Annotated in this window: 11 protein-coding genes and 1 pseudogene; 11 read left to right on the top strand and 1 reads right to left on the bottom strand. The window is 47.3% G+C overall.

What is annotated here, in order from left to right:
- Positions 1-56 precede the first annotated feature (56 nt).
- The 3 genes from ACXHJ1_RS05385 to ACXHJ1_RS05395 all read left to right on the top strand — a co-directional run bounded on the left by ACXHJ1_RS05385 (position 57) and on the right by ACXHJ1_RS05395 (position 5,163).
- The gene (locus tag ACXHJ1_RS05385; protein WP_457905728.1) at positions 57-1,712 is read left to right on the top strand and encodes an SWIM zinc finger family protein; all 1,656 of its coding nucleotides are present in this window, start codon (positions 57-59) and stop codon (positions 1,710-1,712) included.
- On the top strand, positions 1,709-4,672 hold the full coding sequence (locus tag ACXHJ1_RS05390; RefSeq protein ID WP_457905729.1) for a DEAD/DEAH box helicase: 2,964 nt from the start codon (positions 1,709-1,711) through the stop codon (positions 4,670-4,672). Before ACXHJ1_RS05385 ends, ACXHJ1_RS05390 begins: the two co-directional genes overlap by 4 nt.
- A 146-nt stretch (positions 4,673-4,818) precedes the next feature.
- Complete coding sequence (locus tag ACXHJ1_RS05395) at positions 4,819-5,163, top strand: hypothetical protein (protein WP_016820169.1); 345 nt, start codon at positions 4,819-4,821, stop codon at positions 5,161-5,163.
- A gap of 91 nt (positions 5,164-5,254) precedes the next feature.
- On the opposite strand, the pseudogene ACXHJ1_RS05400 reads toward ACXHJ1_RS05395, so the two are convergent.
- Positions 5,255-7,347: pseudogene (locus ACXHJ1_RS05400) on the bottom strand (pectate lyase family protein).
- A 340-nt stretch (positions 7,348-7,687) separates the two neighbouring features.
- Between ACXHJ1_RS05400 and ACXHJ1_RS05405 the strand changes: the two are divergent.
- From ACXHJ1_RS05405 to ACXHJ1_RS05440, 8 genes are all read left to right on the top strand, one after another.
- Positions 7,688-8,209, top strand: coding sequence for a ClbS/DfsB family four-helix bundle protein (locus ACXHJ1_RS05405; RefSeq protein WP_457905730.1), 522 nt, complete (start codon positions 7,688-7,690; stop codon positions 8,207-8,209).
- Positions 8,210-8,284: 75 nt separating this feature from the next.
- Positions 8,285-8,920 (top strand): uridine kinase, encoded by a 636-nt coding sequence (gene udk / locus ACXHJ1_RS05410; RefSeq protein ID WP_013368919.1) that lies wholly within the window; start codon positions 8,285-8,287, stop codon positions 8,918-8,920.
- A 234-nt stretch (positions 8,921-9,154) separates the two neighbouring features.
- Positions 9,155-10,720, top strand: a complete 1,566-nt coding sequence (locus ACXHJ1_RS05415) for a response regulator transcription factor (protein ID WP_457905731.1) — start codon at positions 9,155-9,157, stop codon at positions 10,718-10,720.
- Between the two features lie 39 nt (positions 10,721-10,759).
- Positions 10,760-12,574, top strand: coding sequence for a cache domain-containing sensor histidine kinase (locus ACXHJ1_RS05420; RefSeq protein WP_457905732.1), 1,815 nt, complete (start codon positions 10,760-10,762; stop codon positions 12,572-12,574).
- Positions 12,575-12,916: 342 nt separating this feature from the next.
- Complete coding sequence (locus ACXHJ1_RS05425) at positions 12,917-14,206, top strand: ABC transporter substrate-binding protein (RefSeq protein WP_025363733.1); 1,290 nt, start codon at positions 12,917-12,919, stop codon at positions 14,204-14,206.
- A gap of 101 nt (positions 14,207-14,307) precedes the next feature.
- A complete protein-coding gene (locus ACXHJ1_RS05430) occupies positions 14,308-15,204 on the top strand; it encodes a carbohydrate ABC transporter permease (RefSeq protein ID WP_016820161.1) in 897 nt (298 codons plus the stop codon).
- Positions 15,201-16,025: a carbohydrate ABC transporter permease gene (locus tag ACXHJ1_RS05435; RefSeq protein WP_013368914.1), complete on the top strand. Its 825-nt coding sequence runs from the start codon at positions 15,201-15,203 to the stop codon at positions 16,023-16,025. The genes ACXHJ1_RS05430 and ACXHJ1_RS05435 overlap by 4 nt, the downstream gene beginning before the upstream one ends.
- 51 nt (positions 16,026-16,076) lie before the next feature.
- On the top strand, positions 16,077-19,121 hold the full coding sequence (locus ACXHJ1_RS05440; protein ID WP_457905733.1) for a glycoside hydrolase family 2 TIM barrel-domain containing protein: 3,045 nt from the start codon (positions 16,077-16,079) through the stop codon (positions 19,119-19,121).
- Positions 19,122-19,232: the final 111 nt, after the last annotated feature.

The following is a 19,232-nucleotide window of genomic DNA, read 5'->3' on the forward strand; positions in this document are numbered from 1 at the left end:
AAGCTACTATTAGATCAATATCAGATCAACTATTCTCTCTTAGGAGACTATTGCATATGAAACCAACCTATCTTATGGATGATATACAGTGGCAGCAGCTTATTCAAAACGTGGCTGACCATTTTAATGATGTGACGATCAAACGAGGTTTTCAGTACTTTAAGCAGGGAAAGGTCAAAGAATTCGCAATGACTGATGCTGACCATATCGCGGCTGTCGTGGATGGGAATGAGCTCTACGAAGTGGATCTCCACTTGAGTGCTTTTGCTGCCAGCAGATGTACATGCCCTGTTCGCACCAACTGCAAGCATATGATCGCCGTATTGCTGAATTACGCGAATGAACAGGAACGTTCCGTCCACGCATTAGTGAACGCTCATTCGGCGGGTTTCACTCGGCTGACTACACAAGCAGACACCCGTACCACACCTGCTTTCCGGTCGAACCCTTCGCCGGATCACAAGGAAGCAACAAGAGATGCTCTCCGTAAAAAAGCAAGCAACCTACCGGACATGCCCGTTTCCGAATGGCATGATCTGTTCGATCAGTGTATCGCCCTTAATCATGTGCACACTCAAAATTCCCAATATGTGCAAAGTGCTTTAGCTTCGATCTATGCTGTGAAGCCGCCGCTCTCACCCGGTATGCAGCAGCTATATGGACTGCATGCCCATCTGCGTGTACTGGAGAAGCTGGTACCTCAGGCCCCCATGACGGGTTACCCCACTCATACCTATATGGGCTACTACACCCAAATCGCCGCAGATGAGCTGAAAGAGGCAATTGAACGTGATTTTGAGCGTCCTCTGGAGCTGACTGATGAACCGATGCACGAAGCTCGTATGGCAGAAACTTTAGCTTATTTGCGCGAGAAAATGCTGATAGAGTCGCGGAACGGTACTTATTTTTCAGACGCATATTATCAGTTTTGGCTGTACTGGGTGTATCCTACAAGGCAGGACCCTAGCATATATACGGAAGAATTACAGCATTTACTTGCAGCTGAAGAGGAGCGTAGTGCTACGTTGGCACGCCTTCCGTGGATGCTGGCTCAGAGCTGGATGTATGTTTACCAAGCGCAGGATCATAAAGCCTGGGAACTACTAGAGGAGGCGGAACGAGCTTTTCCACTAAAAATCTCCTCCAGCCAGTTGCTATTGTTCTTACATGCGTTGCGACAGGCCGCAGATTGGGTACGTCTCAAGGATGGACTGCGACATATCGGCCCCCTCCTTCACAGTCATCGGGATGATCATTTACAGGATTATATGCATGATTGGGAGCTGGTTTTGCAGCACCTTCCAGATGCAGAACAGGACATGTGGGACACGCTGATGGGTATGCTTCCATTTGCCGGGGGGATGTATGAAGAGGCCCTGCTTGCTCATGAAAAATGGCGGCAATGGATCGACTATCAGCTAAGCATACGCAGTGAACCTTTGAGTTTTCGGGTGAGCGTGCTGCAACCCATCGAAAAGAATGCGCCTGAGTTGCTGTTGCCCTTTTACCATCAAGCGGTAGAACGTTATGTGCTGGAAAAAAACAGATCTAGCTATAAAGCGGCAGTTAAGCTGTTAAAGCGATTGTTCAAGCTGTACAAAAAAATGAAGCAAGAAACACGCTGGGAGCTGTTCTTCATGACCTTTACCAGCCGTCACAGCCGCCTGCGGGCGCTACAGGAGGAATTGCGGAAAGGGAAATTGTTATCATGAGCCAATATACCGAAACGATTACGGTGCACATCCAATTAACTACCTATGGAGACGCGCTAATTTATGGCGATTCCTCCATGAACTATAGCATTTCCGGTCAAATGTTGAAGCAACGTTTGTTTGCTTGGCATGAGGCTTCATTTTATGGCACCGAGCTAGAGATTCAGCATGTTCAAGACACAGATATTATCGTGTTGCCCTCGGAGCAAGTGATTCCTTTTCTGGCAGAGCAGGAGTTGCTGAAGCACATCGAATGGATCTGGGACGAGGCCAATGCCCCGTGGCTTCGGCTGATCCCTCTGTTGGCTCACTGCATTGAAACGAAAGCCTATGTGCCCAGCTTCACGTCGTTCCAGGCAGGGAAGCTGCAATGGAAGTGGGATGCAGAAGCGTTGGAAAACATCCAACCGGCAGAGCCTGCTTTGCTGGACAGCCTGGATGAGAACGAGCGCGATGGCCTGGTAGCGGCATTCTCGGCCGCTGTTTTTCAGCGCTGGTACGGCACCGAAGCGGAAGCCGCCGATTTGCGAAGAGAGTATCCGGTTCTCTTCGCCCCCAATCGACAGGTTGCGGCGGGCCTGGATGCCCAGGCATGGCTGATCGCCATTGGCTGGAAGGCCGATACGGCGCCGTTCCGCCCGCTTCTGCAACTGCTGGAGCCAGAGCTGGAGGACGACGAGCCGTCCTGGCAGCTCAAGCTTGTGTTGCAGGACAAGCAGGACCCGGCCTTGCTGGTGCCTGTACAGCTCGCCGCTGATGGCTATGCCTCCGGCTCATGGCCCGAAGCGTGGACGGCGCATGTGCGTGAGCGCTCAGGCGGGTGGCTAGAACGCTTGACCGCTATTTTGCCCGCAGGGCAGCGTGCCAGAAGCCGTGATGACATACTGAGCCGCCCGCTCTCTGACGAAGCCGCATGGCAATTCCTGACGACCGACAGCCAGCGTCTGCTGGAAAGCGGTTGGCAGGTACTGCTGCCAGCCTGGTGGGAGGCAGCCACCCGCAAGAAGCCAAAGCTGCGGGCCAAGGTACGCCCAGGCGAAGGGGCGGGAGAGCGCACGAAGGGCAGCTCGCTGTTCGGACTGGACTCCATTGTCCAGTTCGATTGGCGTGTGGCCATCGGCGATGCCGATCTGAGCGAGTCGGAGTTCGCCGAGCTTGTGGCTCGCAACGAGCGCTTGGTGCGCTTCCGCGGCCAATGGATCGCGCTCGACCCTGCGCTGCTGGCGCAAATCCGCCGCGCCATGGCCGGGATCGACAGCACTCAGGGATTGTCCTTTCAGGACATCCTGCAGCTGCATCTGCTCGGTAACACCGACGAGCCTGAAGGCGACGCCTCGGGCGAGCAGCCGGAGGACCCGGCACGCTTCCGACTGGAAGTAGAGCTGAACTCTCATCTACTGAAGCTGATCAGCCAGCTCGGACGGCAATCGGAATGGCCCGCTTTGGACGTACCCGATGGGCTGCAAGCCGAGCTGCGGACGTATCAGCAGGACGGGTATGCATGGCTTGCCTTTTTGCGACGCTTCGGATTGGGCGCGTGCCTAGCCGATGATATGGGACTCGGCAAAACGGTGCAGTTTATCACTTATTTACTGCACCTACAGGACATTGCCGCCGAGACAGGTGTGCGCTCCAGATCGCTGCTGATTTGCCCGACTTCAGTGCTGGGCAACTGGCAGAAGGAGCTCAGCCGCTTCGCTCCCTCCTTGAAGGTCATGCTGCACTATGGAAGCAAACGGGAGCAAGGAGACTTGTTCCGCGAAAAAGTCGAGCAAGCTGATGTCATCCTGACCTCCTTCGCTACGGCAACTCTGGACCAAGAGCTGCTGCAGAGCATGACTTGGGATTCGATCTGTCTGGATGAAGCGCAAAACATTAAAAATGCGCAAACCAAGCAATCCACAGCTGTGCGTAGCTTCCCTGCACGTCATCGTATCGCGTTGACAGGAACACCTATTGAAAATCGGCTGTCCGAGCTATGGTCCATTTATGATTTCATCAATCCAGGTTATCTGGGCAGCTCACGCGCCTTTAGCAATCGCTTCATGAATGCTATTGAAAAAGAACATAATGAGCAGCGCACGTTGGATTTGCAAAAGCTGGTTCAGCCCTTCATGCTACGTCGCAAAAAGAAGGACCCTGCGATACAGCTTGATTTGCCTGACAAGAATGAGATGAAAACGTACATTCATCTCACCTCCGAGCAGGGTGCGCTCTATGATCAGATTGTTAAAGAACTGATGGAACGGATGCAGAAGCTGGAGGGGATCGAGCGCAAAGGAGCCATTTTATCAGCCCTGACCCAGTTGAAGCAGCTTTGTAACCACCCTGCTCTCTTAACTAAGGAGGCGCTCCTGGATGCAGCAGCTTCTGGTTATAGTCAGCCCGATCTTGAAGCGGTTATTAGCCGTTCATCCAAGCTGGAGCGCATTCTGGCTATGGTCAAGGAGCTGCGGGAAGAGGGCGAGCGCTGTCTTATTTTTACGCAGTATATTGGTATGGGACAGATGCTTCAGCAGGTACTCGCTCAGGAGCTTCAAGAACCCGTGCTCTATCTGAACGGTAGTACATCCAAAACTGCGCGTGACCGAATGATTGAGCAATTCCAATCGCATACGCTTCCCCCTGACGAGCAGCCGTCTGTGTTTATTTTATCGCTCAAGGCCGGGGGGGTGGGTCTCAATCTGACGGCTGCCAACCATGTCTTTCACTTTGATCGCTGGTGGAATCCGGCTGTTGAAAATCAGGCCACAGACCGAGCCTACCGGATGGGACAAACCAAAGATGTACAGGTTCACAAATTTATCTCGTTGGGTACGCTGGAGGAACGCATTGATGAAATGCTGGAGAGCAAGCAGCAGCTCAGTGACCAAATCATCACCAGCACCGAGGGCTGGATTACTGAGCTGTCTACAGACGCGTTAAAAGACCTTTTCACGCTACGGCGCGAGTGGGCATAATGTGTCTCATATCGGACTATAGTGTATACGGAGGTACCCGTTTGAGTTCGTTATACGCCTATTTTAAGGAAGAGTAGTTTATAGCACGGTCCAACACTCCTTTGTGTGCATTTAATATCTCATCACAACAAAGGAGTTGATTTTTAGTGGCCATTCGTCCTCCACAAACGCTGAAATCTACGGGCAGAAAGGTTCCTGTTACGAGATATCGCAATGTGAGTCCAACACAAACCCTTCGTAGATTTACAGTTATCTGGGCTAACAATGATGGTGTACCTTTTAACACGTCTGGATTTTTTGCAACACTCCGGCGTTTAGATGGAACCTTTGTGCAAGCTGCAGGCTTCGACCGCTTTGGTACTGCCCGATTCAACAGAGTCCGCACACCTACAAACCAGCCTTATATTCTGCGTACTTTTAGAGATGATGGAGTATTATTCCGCGTTAGATCCGTACCTGCTGGCGTGTCCTCATTTGTCGTTATTGGTTAAGTTCGTACCGAACGCAGCCTAAACATGTTTAACAACAAAAGCAGTCAGAACAGAGCGTATCTGTCCCGACTGCTTTTTTCAAACTACCTACCTACTCGGAATCTCCTTCCACTTGTACGTCTTTCGTAGCGGCTGTATTGTACACCGTTTTGAGCCAGTTCTCACTCGACCAGTTCAGCTTGCCTGCGCCCACCCCATCCTTGGCCTGCAATTGAGCAACCAGGTTGGCAGGGTCTTCGGCTGTATAGCTGTATGGCAACGTTGTGAACCCATTCCAAGAGAAGCTCTTAACCTTTGCTGGAAAGGAGCTAATGGGCTATTCGCAGCGTCACTGCCGCCCCTGAACACAGCACCGTTGTCCGAAAAGATAACATCCTCGGCTTTGATTTTACCTGTATAATCCGCTTTATTAGGGTCTTTTTGATTGTTACGCACCGGAGAAAACACATCTATTAAATACGATTTTTCTAGCAACACCGCGCCGTTTTCTGTTGAAATCGCACCATTACCCACGACATCAAAATGATATCCTTTGGCAGCGATCGCTTTGGCCATGTCGGACGTAATTCTTTTTTTGGCTCTGGCCAATCCAGCATCATCCATAACGATGTTATATGCATGCGCATTACCACCGCGCAAACGTGGCATACGGTCCTGGATATCCAGATAATAATTATGATGCAGTGTCACTTCCAAATCCGCATTGTCGCCTGCCATTTCCGTGGCACCCACCAGATGCGCTTTCTTTTGTCCTGCTGCAATATCAATGATATCTTCTTTACTCATGCCCACTGCACTGCTTCTCAAATAAGCGTACATAGGATAGGAGGACTTATCTGCTTCCATGGCATTGACTTGTTGGGTTACCCAACTGTTGGAGCTGCGGTCATCTCCTTTGAACAAGGACCAGGAAATTGTAACTCCGTTACTGCCCTTTTTCACATCTACCAAGCCATCATAGGCCTTGTTAAATGTGCAATGGTCGATCCATACCTTGGAGCTTGCACCTTCGATAGTAATATAATCCCAGTCATTCTTGTCATAATTTCCTTTGGTTGCTTCATCCCATTCCCAAAGTTCATCAAATTCAAGGTTACGGAAAATCAGATTTGAGCTTCGTTTGATCACAAAGCCGGCATGCTTGATTTTCGCACCATTGGCTGAGAAAATCGTAACTCCATTCATATTCTCTACATAAATTTTGCTTACCCCTGTTTTCTTCAAGACAGGATGTGTCTGTACAGGATTGTTGGCACTAAACGGCATTGTTTTCGCAGCGCTAGGAATCTCATTCCAGCCAAGGTCCAGATCGTTCATAATCTCAATCACTTTAACTTTGCTGCCTTTTTTCAGAGCTTCGTTGAGATCTACAGCATTGTACACCTTTTTGTAATTGGCATCGGTATTGGCAATGTTCCCTCCGCCTGTATTACCATACGAAAAGCCAGTCAAATTATAATTATTTTTGGAGGTTACACCAGGCTCCACCCCAGGAGTCGGTTGTTCTGTACCCGGTGTCGGCTTCACAGGTGGTGTACTTGTACCCCCTTCTGAAGAAGCACCCGATACAATCACATTATCGAACTGAGCAACTGTTTTAGACGTTACCAGACCCATAGCTCCAGCTGTGAGGCTGGCGTCTGTTGCGGACAGCTCCAGCTGATCATTAACATACATTTTGATTTCCGGACCAGATAGCTCCAGCTTCACTCTGTACCATGTATGGGTGTCCAGTTTGTATTTTTTATTAGTAGCCAGTGTCTTCATAGAGCCATTAACTTTTTTACGAATCTCAAGGGCTCCGCCTTTCTTGTTGTACAACGATGCTGCATAGAAGTTGTTAGAATCCGTGTATCTACCTGCCACATATACTCGATTAGAGCCATTAAAATCATTTACATATACATCTGCTTGCACACTATAATTTGTCCATGAGGTATTGCCTTTTACGGAATGGCTTTCGCTTCGACTAGATTGTTGGTATGTAGAACCATTCCCGTCCTTGACCACAGACCAGTTCCCCGAATCTGCGGACCAGCCTTGAGCTTCTCCTTGTTCAAAATCATCACTTACCTGTACATTCTCGTCAGCCTGTGCGTGGCCTAATAGCGGTAATGATAAAGACAGTGCCAACGTACTGCTTAACATTACACTTGCACATTTTTTTAACAAACTCGATTTCATATCACAATTCCCTTCTTAATTGGATTTATGAATACTAAAGCAAACGGTATATAACGTATTGATGGAGGAAATCATATCCATACACCAATGAGGGCCCCTAATCGCTATACTCCAATAATTATAGGCACTTAAATAAATATTAAAATATGTCTAATTACTTATCTTTTGTCTTAATTTTTCTATTAATTTTTCGTTCTTTTTCGCGAACACACCAAATGGTGTTTCATAAAATCACAAAAAACGAGATTTTTTTATTTTTGAATAAGACATACGGTTGTCATATTGAGAATGGTACATATAAAGGGTGAGTATCACCAATATCATGTAAAGGAGCGATTAGATGTCTAGCTACGACTACGCTTCCAAATCAGAGTTAAAAAAAGCCATTCATACCGCCTACTTACGGTTTGACGGTGAATTCCAGGACATCGACGAAAGCCACAAGGATACTCGAATCGACGAAGTAGATAAAACACCTGCAGAAATGATAGCCTATCAGCTTGGATGGCTTCATCTTGTCATGAGTTGGGACAGAGACGAACGAGAAGGAAAAACCGTCATCATGCCTGCCCCGAATTATAAGTGGAATAGACTAGGCGAACTATACCAATCATTCTACAAGACCTATTCCCACCACTCTCTATATGAATTACGCGATATGTTCAAGTTGGCTGAGCAAACGTGGCTGGATTGGGTGGACACACTCAGTCATGAAGAACTCTTCACCCAGGGCGTTCACAAGTGGACAGGCACCAATCCGAACTGGCCTATGGCGAGATGGATTCATATCAATTCCGTAGCACCGTTCAAAACATTCAGAGCCAAGATACGGAAATGGAAGAAATACAACGTGCAACATTGATGAAAAAAAGTGTGCATTGTGCTACAATACTTGAGTTGTATCGGGATACATTTAGGGAAGGGTAAGTGAAACGCCATGCTAATTATTGGTATTGCCGGCGGTACAGGTTCCGGTAAATCGACGGTCGCACGCGCCGTCGTTGAGCGTCTGGGATCTAATAAAGTGACTTTCATATCTCAGGATAACTACTATAAAGACCATTCACATCTGAGTTATGACGAACGTGCTTTGGTCAACTATGATCATCCGTTTGCCTTTGACAACGACTTGCTGATTGAGCATCTTCAATGTCTAAAAAAAGGACAAGCGACTCAAGCGCCCGTGTATGACTTTACGGTTCATGCTCGTTCCACGGACGAGACGGTAGAGCTTCTGCCGAATCATATCGTTATGTTGGAAGGTCTGCACGTGCTGTCAGACGAAAAACTCCGCAGCCTGCTTGATATTAAGGTATTTGTGGATACGGACCCTGATGTGCGCATTCTCCGTCGGGTTCTTCGCGATATTGAGGAACGCGGTCGCACCATCCATTCGATCCATGATCACTATTTGACGACGGTTAAGCCGATGCACGAGGCATTTATTGAGCCTTCCAAGAAATACGCCGACCTAATCCTGCCTGAGGGAGGACATAACGAGGTTGGTATTCAACTGCTGTCTATTTTGACTGAAAAATATTTGGCAGGAGATCGGACATGGGGTACTGTATAAAGTAATCCCGGTTGTTCAGGCTGTCGAGATTTTCTCGGCAGCCTTTTTTGTCTTTTATATGCCATTTGAACTAAATTATTTTGGAATCACCTGCCGTTTATGTTAGCATGTAAAGATTAAAAGCTTTAGATTTTAGTTAAAGTTGGAAGCGTTATCAACTATATACGTCAGATGATTAGGCCCTCGCCTTAATGGCGTCTTTTTTGAATAGATATAATTATGGAGAGTGCTGTCATGAATGAGCTATGCAACATTTTAATTGTAGATGATGAGATATTGGTACGGCAAGGGATCAAACACCATTTGTCGTGGGAACAATACGGATTTCGAATTGTAGGTGAGGCCTCCAATGGGAAAGAGGCGCTGGAGCTGATTGAAGCCTTGCGTCCTCATATTGTCATTACGGATATCGTAATGCCGATCATGGATGGTGAGGAGCTGACACGCATCGTCAGACAGAACTATCCAGATATCGAGGTGATTGTGCTCAGCAGCTACGGCGAGTTTAATTATGTGCGCTCCACCTTTCAGCAAGGTGTGGCTGACTATATTTTGAAGCCCAAGCTGGACACAGATGAGCTGCTTCAGGTGCTCCAGCGAACAGCCCGCAAAATTCCATCCATTCAATATCAGGAAGATGCCGGGAATAATCAAATCACGATGGATCATGTGATCGAAAAATTGATCTCTGGCTATAGCATAGATTATGACGTTGAGCTGGTGAAGCAAGCATTTCCTTACGCCCGTTTTGCGCTTATAGGTATAGAACAGTCGGTACAGCAAGATAAGGGACGCTCTACCATTCCCTCGGCTTCGGACCTATTTTCCAAGCTTACAGACCGAGTAGACTCTGCCTGTGAACACATCGTTCTGCGACAGCTGCCATCGGATAGGTATGCGGCCGTTTTTTTAGCCAATCTGGGACCACGGGAATTAGATGCCTGGATGACTGCAATTCGAGAAGTGGCTCAAGAGATGAAGCAGCTCGATCCGCAGACGGGCTGGGCGGTCAGTCATCTATTTGATGATTTTAATCAGATTAGCAGTGTCTATCAGGATGAGCTGCCCAAATTACTAAGTTACCGCTTTTATTTCCCAGAGACAGCGCTGCTGATCGAAGATGAACTCCCTCAGCCTGTTCAGGTGAATCGTTCGTTTAACTTAAAACAGTTTACGGAAGAGATGAAGCGTGAGCATTTTGATACAGCTTTTCAGGATTTGAGGTCCTATGTAGCCGCCATGTCCGGCAACTACACCTCGACCGCTTTTGAATTCAAATCGCTGCTCGGAAATATCGTGTTCAACATTACAATTTTGCTCGGGAATCAGGGGTATGATATGAAGGAGCTGGATGCGGCGAAATATTCGTATTTCAAAACAATTAATGATGCCCCTCATGTACATGAAGCCGTACGGTTGCTGGAGACTTTTTTAGAGGAAGCGAACCGACAGATCCTGGCTAAGACGCAGCAAGGAAGTAGTGCAAGCATGAAAAAATTGCTGGAGTATATTGAGGAACATCATGCTGAAACACTCAATTTGACGACCCTTGGGCAATATTTTCATTTTAACCCCTCTTATTTATCCAGTTATTTTACGGCACACCATACAGAGGGATTTAGCGAGTATCTAAACAAAATTCGGGTTGAAAAGGCTGCTGAATTACTGCGATCGGGGACGCTGCCCATTTCAGATATTAGCAGTACAGTAGGCTATTCGGACCCCAGCTATTTTACTAAAGTGTTCAAAAAGGTGAAGGGCTACTCGCCCAGCCAGTACCGCCGGGAGCATCTCCATTAGAGAGCAAGCGCATATCTGCCAGCAGAAAAGAGATCGAATATGAAAAGATATATCCACAAGATCAAATATCAAGGTCTGTTCTTCAAAATCTTTATTGTTATGGTGGTCAGCATCACGGCGGTATCGTTGCTGACCTCTTTGGTGACGATTCGAATGTCTGAACGACTATTCGCTGAAACATTCAGTATTACGAATGCCAAGGTGCTTAGCCAGATTCAATCCAGCTTTGAATCCTTCAATGACTCCATCGTGAATGCTGTAACCCATGCTTCGGAAAACGGAACGGTTAAAAACTATCTGACTGGCGGCCAATCCGACTCGATTAACTCGGCAAGGATTTACTTCGGTATGGCACAGCAAATGAAGCAAATTAAATCGAACGTCGATGCTTATGATGTCGGTGTCGCTGTAACAGGTCTGAACGGACGGAGCTTTTACTCCGATTCCTCCTATTGGCCTGTAACTGCGGAGCAGCTTAAGAGCAGTGCTATTACGGCCCGAAGTGTAGCACGCCCGGCACAGCTTATGTATCAAATGGATACGGAGTTATTTCATCAACAAATGACTAGCACCATGCAAAAACCCACACCCTATATCATCGCCTCTAAACCATTTATGGAGCGAACCAGTGGTACCTTGTACGGAATGATCTACATTGCCATTCGGGAGCCAGAATTTCGGCGTTTTTATAACAATTTCACGAGTAACGGTAATGATGTGCTGATCTTGGACAAATCGGGACTGATTGTATCGAGCAACCGTCAGGACCTAATCGGACAACGCTCCAGTGAGCTGCTGGGCTATGCCACCAAAATCAATGAACAGGGACTAAACTATATTAATGCGGATGTAATGAATAAGGAAAGTATCGTTCTTTCCAACTATATCCCTTCATTTGATTTTTATCTGGTGAACATGATCGATAGGCAAACCGCAGTTGGGCAAATTATTGACGTTAAATCTGTTGTCTGGATCTGTATCGCCATTGTACTGATTGCTTTGGTGATTGTTTTTCTCATTTCACGTCGCCTGATTCGTTCTCTGACTCGGCTGGTCAAGCAAATGTCGACTATACGCGAGAAAAATTTTGATAATTATATCCCGGTCACGGGTAGCTACGAGGTCAGACAGTTAAGTCATGCTTACAACTACATGCTTGATGAACTAAATGATTATATTCGTAAGCTTTTAGAAACCCAAAAAGGCCAACGAAATGCAGAGCTAGCTGCACTACAACGGCAGATCAATCCACATTTTCTGTACAATACATTGGCTTCAATCAAAATGCTAGTGCTCAAAGGAAACAAGGAAACTGCCGCCGAGACGATTAATGCGCTCATTTCCTTGCTGCAAAATACAATCAGCAATGTGAGCGAAACGATCACCATCGAGCAAGAAATGGCCAACATGCAAAATTATGTATTCATTAATCATGTGCGCTATGGGCAACGGGTACAGGTAAATTATTTTGTATCACCTGATTGTCTGGAGTATCATGTGCCCAAGCTGATTATTCAGCCTTTTATCGAAAACTCTTTTTTCCATGCGTTTAATGAGAAAAATACAGGGCACATCTATATATTGGTGTCGAAAACAGAGGATACATTGATCTGTGAAGTAGTCGACGATGGAGACGGTATGGATTTGGACGGAAATACAGCGCAGGACGGACTGCCGAATCCCAAGAGCAAACGCCAACTATTTACGGGCATCGGCATCCAGAATGTGCACAATCGCATTACCCTTTTATATGGAGAAGAATATGGCGTGACCATTTCCAGCAAGAAGGGCGAGGGCACCAAAGTAAGAATGACACTGCCTCTAATCGTAAAACCCGCTCCTCCTACCCCATAAAAAATATAGGTTAAACGAAACAAAAAAGGTGGAACAAGAACGGAGTGGGCGGAATGGTGCTAGCCATCTAGGCACAACAGCGATGGGAAGCACCATCCGGCCGCGCAGTGGCGCTTCGTGAAAATCTTTAGTCCCATCTATAAAAAGTACATAAATCTAAAGAAAACACAAATGTAAGCGGTACCTTTTTAGATAAATCATAATAATAAGACCAATCTGTATAAAGATATTCCTAACTGCCAGTAAAGCAAGGATGATAAACTAAATTCATAAACAAGGTAACCGCTTTCAAAAAAGTTCTACATGGTTAGCAACATATAAAAAAAGTAGGGGTTGAACAAAATGAAAAAAATGTCTTTCCTTCTGCTGATCGCAAGCTTGATCTTGTTATCCGCATGCTCCAGCAATTCTGAGAAAGCAGCTACGACCACAGATTCAGGCAAGAAAGAAATTACAGTCTGGGCTTGGGACCCGAACTTCAACATCGCAGCCCTGAAGCTGGCAAAAGATCGCTATGTTGCCAAACATCCAGATGTAACCGTAAACATTGTCGAATATGCTCAAAACGATATCGTACAAAAAATGAATGCCGGCCTCAACTCCGGTTCTACTAAAGGATTGCCGAACGTGGTTTTAATTGAGGATTACCGGGCACAGAACTTCCTGCAAGCCTATCCCGATTCTTTCCATGATATGACTAATTCGATCAAAGCATCCGACTTCGCTGATTATAAAATCGGGCCGACCAGCTACAACGGCAAGCAATATGGAGTTCCATTTGACTCCGGTGTAATGGGATTGTATGTAAGAACGGATTATCTGGAACAAGCTGGCTACAAAGTAGCGGACTTGACCAATATTGATTGGGACAAATTTATTGAAATCGGTAAAGCTGTAAAACAAAAAACAGGCAAAGATATGCTGACTCAAGATCCGAATGACCTCGGTCTGATCCGTGGCATGATCCAAACTGCAGGTTCTTGGTACCTGAAAGAAGACGGTAAAACACCAAACCTGGCTGGTAATCCAGCTCTGAAAGAAGCGCTCTTGACGTACAAATCCTTGTTCGATGCCAACATTGTTAAAATGAATGCCGACTGGAGTCAATTCTTGGCCGCATTCAACAGCGGTGCAGTTGCTTCTGTACCTACAGGTAACTGGATTACACCTTCGATTAAGGCAGAAGCTTCGCAATCCGGTAAATGGGCTGTTGTTCCTTTCCCTAAACTGAAAAATATACCTGAATCCGTGAATGCTTCCAGCCTCGGCGGCAGCTCCTGGTATGTCCTCAACTCGGACGGTCAAGATACGGCTGCTGATTTCCTGAAAGAAACATTCGGTTCAGATACAGAGCTGTATCAAGATATGCTGAGCAAAATCGGAATTGTTGGTTCATTGAACGCAGCTTCCAGCGGTAAAGCTTATGACGTGGAAGATGCTTACTTCGGTGGCGACAAAGTATACAAGAAATTTGCTGATTGGACTAAACAAGTTCCAAAAGTCAATTATGGCCTGCACACTTATGCGATTGAGGACATCATGACTGTTGAAATTCAAAACTACCTGAACGGAAAAGATGTAGATGCAGTTCTGAAGGACGCTCAAGGACAAGCGGAAGCACAGCTTAAATAAGTCAGTCCATCTAGCCAAGGCTAAACAATAAAACGATAAGCACTTAAAACCTTGGGCTTGCGAGTTCAAGGTTTTATTGCTGCATAGGGAGTTGACATGGTATGAAGACAGCCGCGCCCAAAATGACTACAACACGTCTTAAAGCAGGTATGACAGGATGGTTGTTCATATCCATCGCAGTGATCATGATTGCCGCCTTTTATTTCTATCCGATGATTCAGGCGCTAATCTTATCCTTTAAGACGGGTACTGGGTCTAATCTGAGCTTTAACGGCATTGATAACTACAAGCGTCTGTTCACTGATAAAATGTTCATCACCGCCGTGAAGAATACGTTTATCTATTTAATTTTCCAGGTACCTTTAATGGTCATTCTGGCCCTGTTTATTTCCGTATTGTTGAATGATAAAAACCTGAAATTCAAAGGCTTTTTCCGCACCGCCATCTTCTTGCCGTGTATCACATCCCTTGTAGCCTATTCGGTTGTTTTCAAGTATCTGTTCTCGGCTGACGGTTTGGTAAACTCCTTGTTGCTGAACCTGCACGTGATTGGCACGCCAATCCAATGGATTACAGATCCTTTCTGGGCCAAAGTAACGATTATTATCGCGATCACATGGCGCTGGACCGGGTACAACATGATCTTTTACCTGTCGGGTCTTCAGAACATTGACAGTTCCATCTACGAAGCGGCCCGTATTGACGGAGCTTCCCCGATCCGGCAGTTTTTCAGCATTACCGTTCCACTGCTTAAGCCGATTATCCTGTTCACCTCGATTACATCGACGATTGGTACACTTCAGCTCTTCGATGAAATCATGAATATTACCAAAGGTGGACCAGGTAACGCGACATCTTCCATTTCGCAATATATTTATAATCTGTCATTCAAGTATTCATCCGACTTTGGTTATGCGGCGACCGTATCTTATTCCATCGTCATTATGATCATTATCTTGTCGATTATCCAGTTTAAAGTGGCAGGTGAGAAAAAATGATGAAAACAAAAAGAGCATTTACGTACGCCTTTCTGATTCTTGTGTCATTCATTTCGATTTTCCCGTTCCTGTGGATGCTATCCAGCTCCACGAACCTGTCAGTCGATGTGACCAAAGGCAAGCTTCTGCCAGGCTCCCATCTGATGGATAACATGCACAATCTGCTCGAACAAGTAGACATCGTTACAGCACTAAGCAATTCTGCAAAGGTTTCCATCTCAACGACGTTGCTGGCGATGCTCATTGCATCACTGGCTGGTTATGGCTTTGAAATTTACAGAAGTAAAGCGAAAGACGTTGTCTTCAATATCCTGCTGATGTCAATGATGATTCCGTTTGCGGCAATCATGATCCCGCTTTACCGGATGTTCGGCAGCATTTCTAATGTGATACCGTGGATCGGCATTGATACGCTCTCTTCTGTCGTTATTCCGACCGTAACTACGGCGTTCCTGATCTTCTTTTTCCGTCAAAGCACCAAGATGTTTCCCAAGGATCTGCTGGAAGCTGGCCGGATGGATGGATTATCCGAGCTGGGTCTGTTCTTCCGGGTGTATATGCCTACGATGAAAACAACCTATGCCGCTGCCGCAATTATCACGTTCATGTCCAGCTGGAACAACTACCTCTGGCCTCTGATTGTACTGCAAACGCCAGAAAATCAAACCATCCCGCTGTTGATCTCGAACCTCGGCTCCAGCTATGCACCGGACTACGGCGTTATTATGATCGCCATTGTCCTGTCCACATTGCCGACTGCACTGGTATTCTTCCTGATGCAGAAGCACTTTGTCGCAGGTATGGTCGGCTCGGTAAAATAATAGATTTCTGTATACGGTCTTCATTCAATTTAAAAATAAGGAGTGTTCGCCTTGACCATTCATACCCCTAGTCTGGACTGGCTCACCGATGTGACCAAATTCGCGGTAAATCGCTTGCCTGCCTATTCCGATCATAAATATTACGCCACGCTTCAGGAAGCAGAGCACCAGGCCGATATGGCCTGGCGTCACAGCCTGAATGGGAGCTGGAAGTTCAACTATGCGACGAATCCAGCTACTCGCCCAGCAGAATTCTATGCCCCTGACTTTGAGTATAGCGGCTGGAGCGATATTCAGGTGCCGGGTCATATTCAGACGCAAGGCTTCGGTCAAATGCAGTACGCCAATACGATGTACCCGTGGGACGGACATTCGGACGTTCGTCCACCTCATATTCCACAAGACCACAATCCGGTCGGTAGCTATATCAAAAGCTTTGTTTTGCCTGAAAATATGGCTTCTGACGCGCAGCCTGTGTTCATTTCTTTTCAAGGTGTTGAGTCGGCTTTCTATGTATGGCTGAACGGACAATTTGTCGGTTACAGCGAGGACAGCTTTACACCGTCTGATTTTGAACTGACACCCTACCTGCAAGCTGGCGAAAACAAGCTGGCGGTAGAGGTATATCAAAGAAGTACGGGAGCTTGGCTGGAGGATCAGGATTTTTGGCGTTTTTCCGGCATTTTCAGAGACGTATATTTGTACACGATCCCTACTGTTCACGTACGCGACCTGCATGCCAAGGCGGACCTGGATGCTACCTACACGCAGGGCCTGCTGGAATTGAAACTGACTTTGGAGCAACCAGCAACAGCCCATACAACTGTCGATGTGAAGGATGCCACCGGACATATAGTAGCTTCTTTGAAAGCTGACTTTACAGATGGCATCGCCTCGCTGTCAGCAACTTTGGAGCAAGTAGAGCGCTGGAGCGCGGAAAGGCCTTATTTGTACACGTTGTTCATTCAAATTTATGATGCCGATGGAACACTCGTCGAGGTGATCCCACAAAAGGTTGGTTTCCGCAAATTCGAGATGGTGAACAAGGTCATGCATCTGAATGGCAAGCGCATTGTATTCAAGGGCGTGAACCGTCATGAATTTAACGCTCGTACCGGGCGTGCAATTTCCCTTGAAGATATGCTGTGGGATATTCGGACACTCAAGCAGAACAATATGAACGCTGTACGTACCTCTCATTATCCGAATCAGACACTGTGGTATGAGCTGTGCGATGAGTACGGGATATACGTGATTGACGAAATGAACCTGGAAACACACGGTTCCTGGCAAAAACTCGGCGCGGTCGAGCCTTCATGGAATATTCCGGCCAATCTGCCTGAGTGGCAGGATATCGTTATGGATCGCGCCATTTCCATGCTGGAACGGGACAAAAACCATGCATCCATTCTGATCTGGTCCTGCGGAAATGAGTCGTATGCAGGCGAAGTGCTACGCAATGTCGCTAACTATTTCCGGTCCACCGATCCGAGCCGTCTGGTACATTACGAAGGCGTGTTTCACAATCGTACGTACGATGATACCAGCGATATGGAGAGCCGGATGTACGCCAAGCCCGCTGATATCGAGCAATACCTGAACGACAATCCACAAAAGCCATATATCAGTTGCGAATACATGCATGCGATGGGCAATTCCGTGGGCGGCATGCACAAGTATACCGAGCTAGAGAACAAATACGAGCTGTATCAAGGCGGTTTTATTTGGGATTACATCGACCAAGCGGTCATGAAAAAAGATCGCTACGGACGCGAGTATCTCGCGATCGGCGGCGACTTTGACGACCGTCCGACAGACTATGGCTTCTGTACGGACGGAATTGTCTATGCGGACCGGAAGGTTTCACCAAAGATGCAGGAGGTCAAATTCCTGTATCAAAATCTGAAGCTCATCCCGGATACCAAAGGTGTGACCATTCGCAACGAAAACCTGTTCGAGGGAACAGGGGACTATGAGCTGGTATACAGCCTGTTGCATGAAGGTCAAGAGATCACGCGAAATGTGAGTCATGTGGATGTGGCGGCTCAGACCGAAGCCTATATTCCATTGACGTTCCCAAGCACAGACGGGAAGCCTGGGGAATATGTCATTCACACGGCGCTTGTATTGAAGGAAGCGACGATTTGGGCTGAGGCTGGGCATGAAGTAGCCTTCGGACAGCATATTTTCATTGTGGAAAATCCAAATCCGCTGAAAGCTCCTACAGGTGGAGCCCTACGAGTGGTGCATGGCGATGTAAATATTGGCGTTCACGGTACAGATTTCAGCATCATGTTCTCCAAAGGAGTAGGCAGCCTGACTTCACTTCGCTACGCGGGACGTGAGATGATCGCTACGCCTCCTGCCCCGTTGTTCTGGCGGGCGACCACAGACAATGATCGGGGAACCGCACTCGGTTTTGAAGCTGGTGGCTGGTTCGCTGCAAGTCTGACGCGTAAATGTGTGGGTATCGAGGTCACGGAAGAGCAGGCAGACCGTGTGACCATTACGTTCCGCTACACGCTGAGCATTCATGCAGACGTACAGGTAACGGTAGCCTATACCGTCTTGGCGGACGGCAGTCTGAACGTAAAATCCACCTATGAAGGTGTATCGGGACTGCCTAACCTGCCGATCTTTGCCCTTTCGTTCAAGGTTCCAGCGGACTACCGCCATCTGGACTGGTATGCGATGGGACCAGAGGAGAATTACATCGACCGGGCCTTCGGTGCTAGACTTGGCGTATTCCGCAACGAAGCTGCGGATAACGTGTCCGGGTATGTCGTGCCACAGGAATCCGGCAATCGTACAGGCGTGCGCCGTGTCGATATTACTGACGATTCCCAGCGGGGCATCCGCATTACCGCACCTGCCACCGCGCCGGTGGAATGCAATATTTCGCCGTATACAGCGTTCGAGCTGGAAAGTGCATACCATGTGTATGAGTTACCGAACGTGTATTACACCGTTGTCACCGTAGCTGGCAAGCAAATGGGCGTAGGCGGCGACGACAGCTGGGGTGCTCCAGTACATGAGGAATATCAAATTCCAGCCGATCAAAAGCTGGAATTCGAGTTCACCGTGCAGCGGATATAAATAAACTCCCCCCATAGGCAAGTATATATAACAAAAGCCCTTCCGCTGCTTCCCTCATGGAAAGCCGGAAGGGCTTTTATATTTACGTATCTGTAGAATAGGCGGCGAACG

The organism is Paenibacillus sp. ALE2 (genome assembly GCF_054113385.1).